Genomic DNA, 13,859 nt, shown 5'->3' on the forward strand with positions numbered 1-13,859 from the left:
AATGCAAACCGGAAGGGGTTCGGGCGCTTCAATCAGAACGGGATATCGTCATCGAAGCTGTCGAAATCCGGAGCCGGTTGCGGTGCGGCCTGCTGTGGAGCCGGGGCCGGACGCTGCTGAGGTGCCGACTGCTGCGGACGCGGAGCCTGTTGGCGTGGAGCCTGCTGCTGATAGTTGTTGCCACCGCCTTGTTGGTCGCCCTGTTGTGGACGGCCGCCCAGCAGTTGCATGGTGCCTTGCATGTCGACCACGATTTCGGTGGTGTAACGCTTGATACCGTCTTTTTCCCACTCACGGGTCTGCAGCTTGCCTTCGATGTACACCTGCGAACCCTTGCGCAGGTATTCGCCGGCGATTTCGGCAACCTTGCCGAACATCGATACACGGTGCCACTCGGTCTTCTCGACCTTCTGACCGGTCTGCTTGTCGGTCCACTGCTCGCTGGTCGCCAGACTCAGGTTGGTCACGGCGTTACCGTTGGGCAGGTAGCGTACTTCGGGATCCTGGCCGCAAGTACCGACCAGAATGACTTTGTTAACCCCACGGGCCATAACGTTCTCCTAGGCTTCGCACGCAGTCTGCGCCGGGTTGTTCACCAGGCGCTCAAGAGTGGTGCGATCCATTAATTCGGTGTCCAGTTTGATGTAGATCGCCGCTTCATCAGCGACTATGACTGCATCAGTTACCCCTACGAGGGCCTTGAGGCGCTCGACCAGACCCGCTTCGCGGATCGCTTCGGGCGACAACGGCAGGCGCAGGCTCGTCACGTAGGGAGGTTCGCGCATGGTAACAGCAAAGGCCAGCCAAAGTGCAGCCAGCCCGGCACATCCGAGGAACACAACCGACAGACCGCCATGCTGGAACATCCAGCCGCCGAGAATCCCACCGAGTGCAGAACCGAGGAACTGGCTGGTGGAGTACACGCCCATGGCCGTGCCTTTGCCACCTGCCGGTGAAACCTTGCTGATCAGCGACGGCAGCGAAGCTTCCAGCAGATTGAACGCGGTGAAGAACACCACCGTCCCGATCACCAGAGCCCGCAGGCTGTCACCGAACTGCCAGAAGAATAGCTCAGTGAGCATCAGCGTCATCACGGCGCCGAGCAAAACTCGTTTCATTTTGCGTTTCTTCTCGCCGTAGATGATGAACGGGATCATGGCGAAGAACGAGATCAGCAAGGCTGTGAGGTAGACCCACCAGTGCTGTTCCTTGGGCAGACCGGCCTTTTCGACCAGGGCCAGGGGCAGCGCGACGAAGCTCGACATCAACATCGCATGTAACACAAAAATGCCCAGGTCCAGCCGCAGCAGGTCCGGGTGTTTGAGCGTCGGCATCAACGCCTGACGCGCCACGCCGGACTCACGATGACTCAGCGGCCCGGTGGACTTCGGCACCATGAACATCACGATCACGATGCCGACCAGTGCCATCCCGCCAGTGGCGAGGAACAGGCCGGACAGACCGAATGCGCGGGTCAGCAGCGGACCGACCACCATGGCCACGGCGAACGACAGGCCGATGGTCATGCCGATCATGGCCATCGCTTTGGTGCGGTGCTGTTCGCGAGTCAGATCGGACAGCAACGCCATGACCGCCGCGGAAATAGCGCCGGCGCCCTGCAGGACCCGGCCGGCAATCACACCCCAGATCGAGTCGGCCTGGGCCGCCAGCACACTGCCGAGGGCGAAGACGATCAGCCCCAGGTAAATCACCGGGCGACGGCCTATGCGGTCGGAAATGATCCCGAACGGGATCTGGAAAATCGCCTGGGTCAAGCCGTAAGCGCCAATCGCCAGCCCGATGAGGGCCGGGGTCGCTCCCGCCAGATCCATGCCATAGGTCGCCAGTACCGGCAGCACCATGAACATGCCAAGCATACGGAAGGCGAACACCAGGGCCAGACCGCTCGCCGCGCGGGTCTCGCTGCCACTCATGCGTTCGCTGTGGGGATCGTGCATGGAAAAACCTCGTGTGAACCGGCGGCGATTCTACCAGTCCCATCGAAAGACGGGGTATATCGCGACGCTTTGCCACGTACAGATGAAACTCTCTTCATGTAAGGCAGAAATCCCTTCATTTGATAGTGTGCATCCATCCAGTATTTGGCCGTATACTCCTGTGTTTTCGACGCCCGCCGAGCGAGGCCACTTTGGACAAGATCCTGATACGTGGGGCCCGTACCCACAACCTGAAGAACATCGACCTGACCCTGCCACGGGACAAACTGATCGTCATCACCGGCCTGTCCGGATCCGGCAAGTCGTCCCTGGCCTTCGACACGCTGTACGCCGAAGGTCAGCGCCGCTATGTCGAATCCCTGTCGGCCTATGCCCGGCAGTTCCTGTCGATGATGGAAAAACCCGACGTCGACACCATCGAAGGTCTGTCGCCGGCGATCTCCATCGAACAGAAGTCGACCTCGCACAACCCGCGCTCCACGGTCGGCACCATCACCGAAATCTACGACTACCTGCGTCTGCTCTACGCACGCGTCGGCACACCGCGCTGCCCGGATCACGACATCCCGCTGGAAGCCCAGACCGTCAGTCAGATGGTCGACCTGGTGCTGGCTCAGCCGGAAGGCAGCAAACTGATGCTGCTGGCCCCGGTGATCCGTGAGCGCAAGGGCGAGCACCTTTCGGTATTCGAAGAGCTGCGTGCACAGGGCTTCGTCCGGGCCCGGGTCAACGGTCGGCTCTGCGAGCTGGACGAGCTGCCGAAACTGGATAAGCAGAAGAAGCACACGATCGAAGTCGTGGTCGACCGCTTCAAGGTGCGCGCCGACCTGCAACAGCGCCTGGCCGAATCCTTCGAGACCGCGTTGAAGCTGGCCGACGGCATCGCCCTGGTAGCACCGATGGACGATGAGCCGGGCGAAGAGATGATCTTCTCCGCGCGCTTCGCCTGCCCGATCTGCGGCCATGCGATCAGCGAGCTGGAACCCAAGCTGTTTTCCTTCAACAACCCGGCCGGCGCCTGCCCGACCTGCGATGGTCTGGGCGTGAAGCAGTTCTTCGACATCAAGCGCCTGGTCAACGGCGAACTCACGCTGGCCGAGGGCGCGATTCGCGGCTGGGACCGGCGCAACGTCTATTACTTCCAGATGCTCGGCTCGCTGGCTGCGCATTACGGCTTCAGCCTGGAGCAACCGTTCAACGAACTGCCGGCCGATCAGCAGAAGTTCATCCTGCACGGCAGTGGCTCGCAGAACGTCGATTTCAAATACCTCAATGACCGGGGCGACATCGTCAAACGCTCGCACCCGTTCGAAGGCATCGTGCCGAACCTGGAGCGTCGTTACCGCGAAACCGAATCGGCCAGCGTGCGTGAAGAACTGGCGAAGTTCCTCAGCACCCAGTCCTGCCCGGACTGCCGTGGTACCCGTTTGCGTCGCGAAGCTCGGCATGTGTGGGTGGGCGAGAAAACCTTGCCGGCGGTGACCAACCTGCCGATCGGCGATGCCTGCGACTACTTCGGCGAGCTGAAGATGACTGGCCGGCGCGGTGAGATCGCCGACAAGATCCTCAAGGAGATCCGCGAGCGTCTGCAGTTCCTGGTCAACGTGGGGCTGGATTACCTGTCGCTGGATCGCAGTGCCGACACATTGTCCGGCGGCGAAGCCCAGCGGATCCGTCTGGCCAGCCAGATCGGCGCCGGCCTGGTCGGTGTCCTGTACATTCTCGACGAACCGTCCATCGGCCTGCACCAGCGCGACAACGATCGTCTGCTCGGCACCCTCAAGCACCTGCGCGACATCGGCAACACAGTGATCGTGGTCGAGCACGACGAAGACGCGATCCGACTGGCAGATTACGTGGTCGATATCGGCCCGGGCGCCGGCGTTCATGGCGGGCAGATCGTCGCCGAAGGCACGCCGGCCGAAGTCATGGCACACCCTGACTCGCTGACCGGTAAATACCTGTCGGGCCGGGTCAAGATCGAAGTGCCGGCCAAGCGCACGCCGCGCAACAAGAAACAGGTGCTGTCGCTCAAGGGCGCACGCGGCAACAATCTGCGCAACGTCGACCTGGAGATCCCGATCGGCCTGCTGACGTGCGTGACTGGCGTCTCCGGATCGGGCAAGTCGACGCTGATCAACAACACACTGTTCCCGCTGAGCGCCACGGCACTCAATGGCGCAACCACTTTGGAAGCGGCAGCCCACGACAGCATCAAGGGCCTGGAGCATCTGGACAAGGTCGTGGATATCGACCAGAGCCCTATCGGTCGTACACCGCGCTCTAACCCGGCGACCTATACCGGGCTGTTCACGCCGATTCGCGAACTGTTCGCCGGCGTGCCCGAGTCCCGCTCCCGTGGTTATGGTCCGGGGCGTTTCTCCTTCAACGTCAAGGGCGGTCGCTGCGAGGCTTGCCAGGGCGACGGCCTGATCAAGGTGGAAATGCACTTTCTGCCGGACATCTATGTGCCGTGCGATGTGTGCAAGAGCAAACGCTACAACCGCGAAACCCTGGAGATCAAATACAAGGGCAAGAGCATCCACGAAACCCTCGAGATGACCATCGAGGAAGCGCGGGAGTTCTTCGACGCGGTGCCGGCGCTCGCGCGCAAGCTGCAAACACTGATGGATGTGGGTCTGTCGTACATCAAGCTCGGGCAGTCGGCGACCACGCTGTCCGGCGGTGAAGCGCAGCGGGTCAAGCTGTCTCGCGAGCTGTCGAAGCGCGATACCGGCAAGACCTTGTACATACTCGATGAGCCGACCACAGGCCTGCACTTCGCGGACATCCAGCAACTGCTCGACGTGCTGCATCGCCTGCGTGACCACGGCAACACCGTGGTGGTGATCGAGCACAACCTCGACGTGATCAAGACGGCCGACTGGCTGGTGGACCTAGGCCCCGAAGGGGGTTCAAAAGGTGGACAGATCATCGCCACCGGCACACCGGAGGAAGTGGCCGAGATGAAGCAATCTCACACTGGCCATTACCTCAAGCCGCTGCTGATCCGCGATCGAGCCTGATTGCCAGGCATGAAAAAGCCCCTGTCACTTCACCAGTGACAGGGGCTTTTTTGTATCTGACGCAATCAGGATGTGTGAGATTGCAGGTAGTTCTGAATGCCGATCAGCTTGATCAGGCCCAACTGCTTTTCTAGCCAGTAGGTGTGGTCTTCTTCGGTGTCGTGCAACTGAAGCTTGAGGATGTCGCGGCTTACGTAGTCGCCATTCTTTTCGCACAGCTCAATGCCTTTGCACAGCGCGGCACGCACCTTGTACTCAAGGCGCAGATCCGCTTCGAGCATGGTCTCCACCGTGGTGCCGACGTCCAGGTCATCCGGACGCATGCGCGGTGTGCCTTCCAGCATCAGAATGCGGCGCATCAAAGCGTCAGCATGACCGGCTTCTTCTTCCATCTCGTGGTTGATTCGTTCGTAGAGCTTGGTGAATCCCCAGTCCTCATACATCCGCGAGTGAACGAAATATTGGTCACGCGCGGCCAGTTCGCCGGTCAGCAACGTGTTGAGGTAATCGATAACGTCTGGGTGGCCTTGCATCGCCCTACATCTCCCTTCTTGAAAGTCTGTAGTTTGAACCAACCTGACTGCGAGGTCACTCACTTCGCGCAATAAAAGCGAAGATATTCTGAGAAAAGCAGGTTAAATCACGCAAAAACCGCCCTAATGAGGGCGGTTCTGCTTCTCGTTTAGACTTCGTTAAGCTGTACGTTGAGCAGCTTTGCGATTGCTTCTCCATACGCCGGGTCGGCCTTGTAGAAATGCTGCAACTGGCGGTCGACGACATCACTCGAAACACCCGTCATCGCACCGGCAATGTTGCTGACCAACAGCGCTTTCTGTTCGTCGCTCATCAAACGGAACAGCGCACCGGCATGGCTGTAGTAGTCGGTGTCTTCGCGGTGATCGTAGCGATCAGCCGCGCCACTCAAGGCCAGCGCAGGCTCAGCGTAATGCGGCGCCTGCTTTGGCGACTCTACGTAGCTGTTCGGCTCGTAGTTAGGCGTCGCACCACCGTTGCTGCCAAAAGCCATCGAACCATCACGCTGGTAGGTATTCACTGGACTGCGTGGGGCGTTCACCGGCAGTTGCTGGTGATTGGTGCCTACGCGATAGCGATGCGCATCGGCGTAGGCAAACACGCGACCTTGCAGCATGCGATCCGGCGAAAGACCAACACCCGGGACCATGTTGCTCGGGCCGAATGCAGCTTGCTCGACTTCGGCGAAGTAGTTCAGCGGGTTGCGATTCAACTCCAGCTCTCCGACTTCGATCAGCGGGAACTCCTTCTGCGACCAGGTCTTGGTCACGTCAAACGGGTTCTCGTAATGTGCTGCGGCCTGGGCTTCGGTCATGATCTGGATGCACACGCTCCATTTCGGGAAGTCGCCGCGCTCAATGGCCTCGAACAGATCACGTTGCGCGTAATCAGGATCGGTACCCGCCAGGCGTGCCGCATCTGCCGGCGCAAGGTTCTTGATCCCTTGCTTGGTTTTGTAGTGCCACTTCACCCAATGACGTTCGCCTTGCGCACTGATCAAGCTATAGGTGTGACTGCCGAAGCCGTGCATGTGGCGGTAGCCGTCAGGAATACCTCGGTCAGAAAACAGAATGGTGACCTGGTGCAGTGCCTCAGGCGAGTGCGACCAGAAATCCCACATCATCTGCGCACTTTTCAGATTGCTCTGCGGCAGGCGTTTCTGGGTGTGGATAAAGTCGGGGAATTTCAGCGGATCACGAATGAAGAACACTGGCGTGTTGTTGCCGACGATGTCCCAGTTGCCTTCTTCGGTGTAGAACTTCAGGGCAAAGCCACGAGGATCGCGTTCGGTGTCAGCCGAGCCACGCTCACCACCCACCGTGGAAAAACGCAGAAAGGTTGGTGTCTGCTTACCCACCACAGAGAACAGTTTGGCGCTGGTGTACTGCGTGATATCGCGAGTGACGGTGAAAGTACCGTAGGCGCCCGAGCCCTTGGCGTGCACGCGGCGCTCAGGAATGTTTTCACGGTTGAAATGGGCAAGCTTCTCGATCAAGTGAAAGTCATCGAGCAGCAACGGACCACGCGGCCCGGCAGAGCGGGAGTTCTGGTTATCGGCGACTGGCGCACCGCTGGCAGTCGTAAGCGTCTTGTTCTGGCTCATGCGATCTTCTTCCTCTGTCAGTCTTGAACTGCCGGCTAATCGGCTTGTTGGGGAGTATCGATCATCAACATGACAGCCACAAATTCATTAACTCATGGTCATCAATAGAAAAAAGCTAACGATAAATCCCCACACATAGTGCAGACACAAACAGGGTAGAAGCTTGTACGAACCGCGCATTTCTTGCGGGCACAAAAAACCGGGCACTAAGCCCGGTTCTTTGTTTCAGACTGACGTCTTACTCAGCGGATACAGCTTCACCGCCGACAGCACGATCAACCAGTTCGACGTACGCCATAGGCGCATTGTCGCCAGCGCGGAAACCGCACTTGAGGATGCGCAGGTAGCCACCCTCACGGGTAGCGTAACGCTTGCCCAGGTCGTTGAAGAGCTTACCAACGATAGCTTTCGAACGAGTACGGTCGAAAGCCAGACGACGGTTAGCAACGCTGTCTGTCTTGGCCAGAGTGATCAGCGGCTCGGCAACGCGGCGCAGTTCTTTGGCTTTTGGCAGAGTAGTTTTGATCAGCTCGTGCTCGAACAGCGACACTGCCATGTTTTGGAACATGGCCTTGCGGTGCGAGCTGGTGCGGCTCAGGTGGCGACCACTTTTACGATGACGCATGGTTCATTCCTTACCAAACACTACGTTCGGTGATTACGACGATCAGGCAGTCGCCTTGTCGTCCTTCTTAAGACTTGCAGGCGGCCAGTTGTCGAGGCGCATGCCGAGGGACAGACCGCGGGAGGCCAGAACGTCCTTGATTTCAGTCAAGGATTTCTTGCCCAGGTTCGGAGTCTTCAACAGCTCTACTTCGGTGCGCTGGATCAGGTCACCGATGTAATAGATGTTTTCCGCCTTAAGGCAGTTAGCCGAACGTACAGTCAGTTCCAGATCGTCAACCGGGCGAAGCAGGATCGGATCGATCTCGTCTTCCTGCTCGACAACCACTGGCTCACTGTCACCTTTGAGGTCGACGAACGCAGCCAACTGCTGTTGCAGGATGGTTGCAGCACGACGGATAGCCTCTTCAGGATCCAGAGTACCGTTGGTTTCCAGATCAATAACCAGCTTGTCCAGGTTGGTACGCTGTTCGACACGGGCGTTTTCCACCACGTATGCGATACGGCGAACCGGGCTGAACGAAGAGTCAAGCTGCAAGCGACCGATGCTGCGGCTTTCGTCTTCATCGCTCTGACGCGAGTCTGCTGGTTCATAACCACGACCACGAGCTACGGTGAGCTTCATGTTCAGGGCGCCGTTAGACGCCAGGTTAGCGATTACGTGATCGGGATTAACGATCTCGACATCATGATCCAGCTGAATATCGGCAGCGGTAACCACCCCCGAACCCTTCTTCGACAAGGTCAGCGTAACTTCGTCACGGCCGTGCAGCTTGATAGCCAGACCTTTAAGGTTCAACAGGATTTCAATTACGTCTTCCTGTACACCTTCGATGGCGCTGTACTCGTGGAGCACACCGTCAATCTCGGCCTCGACTACTGCGCAGCCGGGCATTGAGGACAACAGGATGCGGCGCAGCGCGTTGCCCAGGGTGTGGCCGAAACCACGCTCGAGAGGCTCGAGAGTGATCTTGGCGCGGGTTGGACTGACAACCTGCACATCAATATGGCGGGGTGTCAGGAACTCATTTACCGAAATCTGCATGGATGCACCTATTTTCTAGCCCTTACTTGGAGTAGAGCTCGACAATCAGGCTTTCGTTGATGTCGGCGGACAGATCACTGCGAGCAGGAACGTTCTTGAAAACGCCCGACTTCTTCTCAGTGTCTACTTCTACCCACTCTACGCGGCCACGTTGAGCACACAGATCGAGAGCTTGGACAATGCGAAGTTGATTTTTTGCTTTCTCGCGAACAGCGACCACGTCACCAGCACGAACCTGGTACGAAGGAACGTTTACGGTCTGACCGTTAACGCTGATCGACTTGTGCGATACCAGCTGACGGGATTCGGCACGAGTCGAACCAAAGCCCATACGGTATACGACGTTGTCCAGACGGCATTCGAGCAGTTGCAGCAGGTTTTCACCGGTTGCACCTTTCTTGCCAGCAGCTTCTTTGTAGTAGCCGCTGAATTGACGCTCGAGAACGCCGTAGATACGACGGACCTTCTGCTTTTCACGCAGTTGGGTGCCGTAGTCGGACTGGCGACCGCGGCGTTGGCCGTGGATACCAGGTGCTGCTTCAATGTTGCACTTCGATTCGATCGCGCGCACGCCGCTCTTCAGGAAGAGATCGGTGCCTTCGCGACGAGCGAGTTTGCATTTTGGACCAATGTAACGAGCCATTCTTTACAATCTCCTGGATTACACGCGGCGCTTCTTCGGCGGACGGCACCCGTTGTGCGGGATTGGCGTCACGTCGGTGATGCTGGCGATCTTGTAGCCACAGCCGTTCAAAGCGCGGACTGCGGATTCACGACCTGGACCTGGACCCTTGACGTTCACGTCGAGGTTTTTCAGGCCGTATTCCAGCGCAGCTTGACCAGCACGCTCAGCAGCTACTTGAGCAGCGAACGGGGTGGACTTGCGGGAACCGCGGAAACCCGAACCACCGGAGGTAGCCCAGGAAAGAGCGTTACCTTGACGGTCGGTAATGGTCACGATGGTGTTGTTAAAAGAAGCATGGATGTGGGCGATGCCATCAACCACTGTCTTTTTAACTTTTTTACGAGGACGAGCAGCAGGTTTTGCCATGATTAAATTCCTGTCGATTCGCTGGGGCGATTACTTGCGGATCGGCTTACGCGGACCTTTACGGGTACGCGCGTTGGTCTTGGTACGCTGACCGCGTACTGGCAGACCACGACGATGACGCAGACCGCGATAGCAACCGAGGTCCATCAAGCGCTTGATTTTCATGTTGATTTCGCGACGCAGGTCACCTTCAGTGGTGAACTTCGCCACTTCGCCACGCAGCTGTTCAATCTGCTCGTCGCTCAGATCCTTGATCTTTGCGGCTGGGTTTACCCCAGTCTCTGCACAAATCTTCTGTGCAGTAGTGCGACCAACACCATAGATGTAGGTCAGCGAGATAACAGTATGCTTGTTATCTGGAATGTTAACGCCTGCAATACGGGCCATTCAGTGGGACTCCAATTGACAGCTACCTACGCCCCGGAAGCCAAGAAATAGGGCGCGAGATAATATCGCTGTAATAACAAATAATCAACCCGGCAGCGCACTAGCTGCCGGGCTTGAAGCACAATCACACTCAGCCTTGGCGCTGTTTGTGACGCGGTTCCGCGCTGCAAATTACTCGAACAACACCTTCGCGGCGAATAATCTTGCAGTTACGGCACAGCTTTTTCACCGATGCACGAACTTTCATCACCAACTCCTCGAACCTTATGGGTACTCAGCGCAACATGCCGCTGCCGTAACCCTTCAGGTTGGCTTTCTTCATCAGGGATTCGTACTGGTGCGAAACGAGGTGCGATTGTACTTGGGACATGAAGTCCATCACAACCACGACCACGATCAGCAACGAGGTCCCGCCAAGGTAGAACGGAACGTTTGCTGCAACCACCAGGAACTGGGGCAACAGGCACACGGCCGTCATGTAAAGAGCACCGAACATGGTCAAGCGAGTCAGAACGCCATCAATGTAGCGCGCGGACTGCTCACCTGGACGGATGCCCGGAATAAAGGCACCGGACTTCTTCAGGTTTTCCGCTACGTCTTTCGGATTGAACATCAACGCCGTATAGAAGAAGCAGAAGAAAATAATCCCTGCACTAAACAGCAGAATATTCAACGGCTGACCAGGAGCGATCGACTGCGAGATGTCCTGCAACCAGCCCATACCTTCAGACTGACCGAACCAGGCACCCAGCGAAGCCGGGAACAGCAAAATGCTGCTCGCGAAAATAGCCGGAATAACACCGGCCATGTTCACCTTCAGCGGCAAGTGGCTAGTCTGCGCAGCGAAAACCTTGCGGCCTTGCTGACGCTTGGCGTAGTGAACGGCGATACGACGCTGACCACGCTCAATGAACACCACGAAACCGATAATCGCTACTGCCAGCAAACCGATGGCAACCAAGGCGAAGATGTTGATATCACCCTGACGCGCAGACTCGAAAGACTGCCCGATTGCTCTCGGAAGACCGGCGACGATACCCGAAAAAATCAACATCGAGATACCGTTGCCTACACCACGCTCAGTAATCTGCTCACCCAGCCACATCATGAACATCGCACCAGCCACAAAAGTGGATACCGCGACGAAATGGAAGCCAAAGTCACCAGTGAACGCAACGCCCTGCCCCGCCAGACCAATGGACATGCCAATGGCCTGGACGAGAGCGAGGACGACGGTGCCGTAGCGGGTGTACTGGCTGATCTTGCGACGGCCAGCTTCACCTTCCTTCTTCAACTGCTCCAGCTGCGGGCTGACGGCTGTCATCAGTTGCATGATGATCGATGCCGAAATGTACGGCATGATCCCCAGTGCAAAAATGCTCATCCGCTCCAGCGCGCCGCCGGAAAACATGTTGAACAAGCTAAGAATGGTCCCCTCATTCTGTCGAAACAGGTCCGCGAGTCGGTCCGGGTTGATACCTGGAACCGGGATGTGTGCGCCTATTCGGTAGACGATAATCGCCAGGAACAGAAAACGCAGACGAGCCCAGAGTTCAGACATACCGCCTTTGCCGAGCGCAGAGAGAGCACCTTGCTTAGCCATTTATTCCTCGAACTTGCCGCCAGCTGCTTCGATAGCCGCACGCGCACCTTTGGTGGCGCCGATTCCCTTGCCGATAGTGACAGCGCGAGTCACTTCACCGGACAGCATGATTTTCACACGCTGTACGTTGACGTTGATCACGTTGGCATCTTTCAGGGACTGCACGGTGACGATGTCGCCTTCCACTTTAGCCAGCTCGGACAGACGCACTTCTGCGCGGTCCATGGCCTTCAGGGAAACGAAACCGAACTTCGGCAGGCGACGATGCAGCGGCTGTTGACCGCCTTCAAAGCCTGGAGCAATAGTGCCACCGGAGCGGGAGGTCTGACCTTTGTGACCACGGCCACCAGTCTTACCCAAACCACTACCGATACCACGGCCCGGACGATGCTTTTCGCGACGGGAACCCGGCGCTGGACTCAGATCATTGAGTTTCATCGATTAACCCTCGACACGCAGCATGTAGTAAGCCTTGTTGATCATCCCGCGATTCTCGGGAGTATCCTGGACTTCTACAGTGTGACCGATGCGACGCAGACCCAGACCCTTAACGCACAGTTTGTGGTTAGGGATGCGGCCGGTCATGCTTTTGATCAGCGTAACTTTAACGGTAGCCATGATTACTTGATCTCCTCAACACGCAGGCCACGCTTGGCTGCGATGGACTCAGGAGACTGCATAGCCTTCAGACCCTTGAAAGTGGCGTGAACCACGTTTACAGGGTTAGTCGAGCCGTAGCACTTGGCCAGAACGTTCTGAACGCCAGCAACTTCGAGGACAGCACGCATAGCGCCGCCAGCGATGATACCGGTACCTTCAGAAGCAGGCTGCATGTACACCTTCGAAGCGCCGTGAGCGGACTTCATTGCGTACTGCAGAGTGGTGCCGTTCAGATCAACCTGGATCATGTTGCGGCGAGCAGCTTCCATTGCCTTCTGGATCGCAGCAGGCACTTCACGCGACTTGCCACGGCCGAAGCCAACACGCCCTTTACCATCACCAACCACGGTCAACGCGGTGAAAGTGAAGATACGGCCGCCTTTAACGGTTTTGGCTACGCGGTTAACTTGAACCAGCTTCTCAATGTAGCCTTCGTCGCGCTTTTGGTCGTTATTTGACATAACTTAGAACTCCAGCCCAGCTTCACGAGCAGCATCAGCCAGCGCTTTAACGCGGCCGTGGTACTTGAAGCCAGAGCGGTCGAAAGCCACCTGCGAGACGCCAGCGGCCTTAGCACGCGTAGCGACCAGCTGGCCAACCTTAGTGGCCGCGTCGATGTTGCCAGTGGCGCCATCACGCAGTTCTTTATCCAAAGTCGAGGCGCTTGCCAGGACTTTGTTGCCGTCGGCCGAAATGACCTGGGCGTAGATGTGCTGCGACGAGCGGAACACGCAGAGACGCACGACTTCGAGTTCGTGCATTTTCAGGCGTGCTTTGCGAGCGCGACGCAGTCGAGTAACTTTTTTGTCGGTCATTTGCTATGCCCTACTTCTTCTTGGCTTCTTTACGACGGACGACTTCGTCCGCGTAGCGCACACCTTTGCCTTTGTACGGCTCTGGTGGACGGAAGTCGCGGATCTCGGCGGCCACTTGACCTACCAGCTGCTTGTCGATGCCCTTGATCAGGATATCGGTCTGGCTAGGGGTCTCAGCGGTGATGCCTTCCGGCAGTTCATAATCCACTGGGTGCGAGAAGCCAAGAGCCAGGTTCAGCACTGTGCCTTTTGCTTGCGCTTTGTAACCAACACCGACCAGCTGGAGCTTGCGCTCGAAGCCTTGGCTTACGCCCTGGACCATGTTGTTAACCAACGCACGAGTGGTACCGGCCATTGCGCGAGTTTGTTGATCGCCATTGCGAGCAGCAAAACGCAGCTCACCGGCTTCTTCAACGATCTCAACGGACGAATGGACGTTCAGTTCGAGAGTGCCCTTGGCACCCTTCACCGAAAGCTGTTGGCCTGCGAATTTGACTTCGACACCGGCTGGCAGCTTAACGGGGTTCTTAGCGACGCGAGACATGCTTATCCC

17 protein-coding genes are annotated in these 13,859 nt (G+C 57.6%); 1 reads left to right on the plus strand and 16 read right to left on the minus strand.

The genetic code is table 11. The annotated features are described in order from the left end of the window. Window positions 1–32 precede the first annotated feature (32 nt). The gene (locus AC1RME_RS24440) at window positions 33–551 is read right to left on the minus strand and encodes a single-stranded DNA-binding protein (protein ID WP_007966163.1); all 519 of its coding nucleotides are present in this window, start codon (window positions 549–551) and stop codon (window positions 33–35) included. A 9-nt stretch (window positions 552–560) separates the two neighbouring features. After that, window positions 561–1,958, minus strand: coding sequence for an MFS transporter (locus AC1RME_RS24445; RefSeq protein WP_457381299.1), 1,398 nt, complete (start codon window positions 1,956–1,958; stop codon window positions 561–563). A 191-nt stretch (window positions 1,959–2,149) separates the two neighbouring features. Here AC1RME_RS24445 and uvrA point away from each other — a divergent pair, with 191 nt between their 5' ends. Beyond that, window positions 2,150–4,984 (plus strand): excinuclease ABC subunit UvrA, encoded by a 2,835-nt coding sequence (gene uvrA / locus AC1RME_RS24450; RefSeq protein ID WP_096820724.1) that lies wholly within the window; start codon window positions 2,150–2,152, stop codon window positions 4,982–4,984. A 65-nt stretch (window positions 4,985–5,049) separates the two neighbouring features. On the opposite strand, the gene bfr is transcribed toward uvrA, so the two are convergent. The 14 genes from bfr to rplF form a co-directional block, all read right to left on the minus strand. Then, a complete protein-coding gene (gene bfr / locus AC1RME_RS24455; RefSeq protein ID WP_085733015.1) occupies window positions 5,050–5,517 on the minus strand; it encodes a bacterioferritin in 468 nt (155 codons plus the stop codon). A 149-nt stretch (window positions 5,518–5,666) separates the two neighbouring features. Next, complete coding sequence (locus AC1RME_RS24460) at window positions 5,667–7,121, minus strand: catalase (protein WP_096820723.1); 1,455 nt, start codon at window positions 7,119–7,121, stop codon at window positions 5,667–5,669. Between the two features lie 238 nt (window positions 7,122–7,359). Then, on the minus strand, window positions 7,360–7,746 hold the full coding sequence (gene rplQ, locus AC1RME_RS24465) for a 50S ribosomal protein L17 (RefSeq protein WP_007955635.1): 387 nt from the start codon (window positions 7,744–7,746) through the stop codon (window positions 7,360–7,362). A 42-nt stretch (window positions 7,747–7,788) separates the two neighbouring features. Next, entirely contained in the window at window positions 7,789–8,790 is a 1,002-nt protein-coding gene (locus tag AC1RME_RS24470; RefSeq protein WP_003186012.1) for a DNA-directed RNA polymerase subunit alpha, read from the minus strand. A 22-nt stretch (window positions 8,791–8,812) separates the two neighbouring features. Then, window positions 8,813–9,433 (minus strand): 30S ribosomal protein S4, encoded by a 621-nt coding sequence (gene rpsD, locus AC1RME_RS24475; protein WP_003176404.1) that lies wholly within the window; start codon window positions 9,431–9,433, stop codon window positions 8,813–8,815. Between the two features lie 18 nt (window positions 9,434–9,451). Beyond that, window positions 9,452–9,841, minus strand: a complete 390-nt coding sequence (gene rpsK / locus AC1RME_RS24480) for a 30S ribosomal protein S11 (protein ID WP_002555466.1) — start codon at window positions 9,839–9,841, stop codon at window positions 9,452–9,454. 30 nt (window positions 9,842–9,871) lie between these two features. Then, on the minus strand, window positions 9,872–10,228 hold the full coding sequence (gene rpsM / locus AC1RME_RS24485) for a 30S ribosomal protein S13 (RefSeq protein WP_009045849.1): 357 nt from the start codon (window positions 10,226–10,228) through the stop codon (window positions 9,872–9,874). Window positions 10,229–10,358: 130 nt separating this feature from the next. Continuing rightward, window positions 10,359–10,475 carry a 50S ribosomal protein L36 gene (gene rpmJ, locus AC1RME_RS24490; protein WP_002555468.1) on the minus strand — a complete coding sequence of 39 codons (117 nt, stop codon included), beginning with the start codon at window positions 10,473–10,475 and terminating at the stop codon, window positions 10,359–10,361. A 27-nt stretch (window positions 10,476–10,502) separates the two neighbouring features. Further along, entirely contained in the window at window positions 10,503–11,831 is a 1,329-nt protein-coding gene (secY, locus tag AC1RME_RS24495) for a preprotein translocase subunit SecY (protein WP_003228718.1), read from the minus strand. Beyond that, window positions 11,832–12,269: a 50S ribosomal protein L15 gene (rplO, locus tag AC1RME_RS24500; RefSeq protein ID WP_003228720.1), complete on the minus strand. Its 438-nt coding sequence runs from the start codon at window positions 12,267–12,269 to the stop codon at window positions 11,832–11,834. It abuts the gene before it with no gap. Between the two features lie 3 nt (window positions 12,270–12,272). Beyond that, on the minus strand, window positions 12,273–12,449 hold the full coding sequence (rpmD, locus tag AC1RME_RS24505; protein ID WP_003176408.1) for a 50S ribosomal protein L30: 177 nt from the start codon (window positions 12,447–12,449) through the stop codon (window positions 12,273–12,275). A 2-nt stretch (window positions 12,450–12,451) separates the two neighbouring features. Continuing rightward, a complete protein-coding gene (gene rpsE / locus AC1RME_RS24510; protein ID WP_007955637.1) occupies window positions 12,452–12,952 on the minus strand; it encodes a 30S ribosomal protein S5 in 501 nt (166 codons plus the stop codon). 3 nt (window positions 12,953–12,955) lie between these two features. After that, window positions 12,956–13,306 (minus strand): 50S ribosomal protein L18, encoded by a 351-nt coding sequence (gene rplR / locus AC1RME_RS24515; protein WP_003186037.1) that lies wholly within the window; start codon window positions 13,304–13,306, stop codon window positions 12,956–12,958. A gap of 10 nt (window positions 13,307–13,316) precedes the next feature. After that, window positions 13,317–13,850 (minus strand): 50S ribosomal protein L6, encoded by a 534-nt coding sequence (gene rplF, locus AC1RME_RS24520; RefSeq protein ID WP_025129400.1) that lies wholly within the window; start codon window positions 13,848–13,850, stop codon window positions 13,317–13,319. Window positions 13,851–13,859: the final 9 nt, after the last annotated feature.

Source organism: Pseudomonas sp. GW822-FHT03F08 (assembly GCF_058801265.1).

Excerpts from the sequence above, each read along its gene's own strand:
- rplO (WP_003228720.1), bottom strand. The coding sequence starts at position 12,269 with ATGAAACTCAATGATCTGAGTCCAGCGCCGGGTTCCCGTCGCGAAAAG.
- bfr (WP_085733015.1), bottom strand. The coding sequence starts at position 5,517 with ATGCAAGGCCACCCAGACGTTATCGATTACCTCAACACGTTGCTGACC.
- AC1RME_RS24460 (WP_096820723.1), bottom strand. The coding sequence starts at position 7,121 with ATGAGCCAGAACAAGACGCTTACGACTGCCAGCGGTGCGCCAGTCGCC.
- rpmJ (WP_002555468.1), bottom strand. The coding sequence starts at position 10,475 with ATGAAAGTTCGTGCATCGGTGAAAAAGCTGTGCCGTAACTGCAAGATT.
- rpsM (WP_009045849.1), bottom strand. The coding sequence starts at position 10,228 with ATGGCCCGTATTGCAGGCGTTAACATTCCAGATAACAAGCATACTGTT.
- rpsD (WP_003176404.1), bottom strand. The coding sequence starts at position 9,433 with ATGGCTCGTTACATTGGTCCAAAATGCAAACTCGCTCGTCGCGAAGGC.
- rplR (WP_003186037.1), bottom strand. The coding sequence starts at position 13,306 with ATGACCGACAAAAAAGTTACTCGACTGCGTCGCGCTCGCAAAGCACGC.
- rpsE (WP_007955637.1), bottom strand. The coding sequence starts at position 12,952 with ATGTCAAATAACGACCAAAAGCGCGACGAAGGCTACATTGAGAAGCTG.
- AC1RME_RS24470 (WP_003186012.1), bottom strand. The coding sequence starts at position 8,790 with ATGCAGATTTCGGTAAATGAGTTCCTGACACCCCGCCATATTGATGTG.
- rpmD (WP_003176408.1), bottom strand. The coding sequence starts at position 12,449 with ATGGCTACCGTTAAAGTTACGCTGATCAAAAGCATGACCGGCCGCATC.
- rplQ (WP_007955635.1), bottom strand. The coding sequence starts at position 7,746 with ATGCGTCATCGTAAAAGTGGTCGCCACCTGAGCCGCACCAGCTCGCAC.
- rpsK (WP_002555466.1), bottom strand. The coding sequence starts at position 9,841 with ATGGCAAAACCTGCTGCTCGTCCTCGTAAAAAAGTTAAAAAGACAGTG.
- rplF (WP_025129400.1), bottom strand. The coding sequence starts at position 13,850 with ATGTCTCGCGTCGCTAAGAACCCCGTTAAGCTGCCAGCCGGTGTCGAA.
- AC1RME_RS24440 (WP_007966163.1), bottom strand. The coding sequence starts at position 551 with ATGGCCCGTGGGGTTAACAAAGTCATTCTGGTCGGTACTTGCGGCCAG.
- secY (WP_003228718.1), bottom strand. The coding sequence starts at position 11,831 with ATGGCTAAGCAAGGTGCTCTCTCTGCGCTCGGCAAAGGCGGTATGTCT.
- AC1RME_RS24445 (WP_457381299.1), bottom strand. The coding sequence starts at position 1,958 with ATGCACGATCCCCACAGCGAACGCATGAGTGGCAGCGAGACCCGCGCG.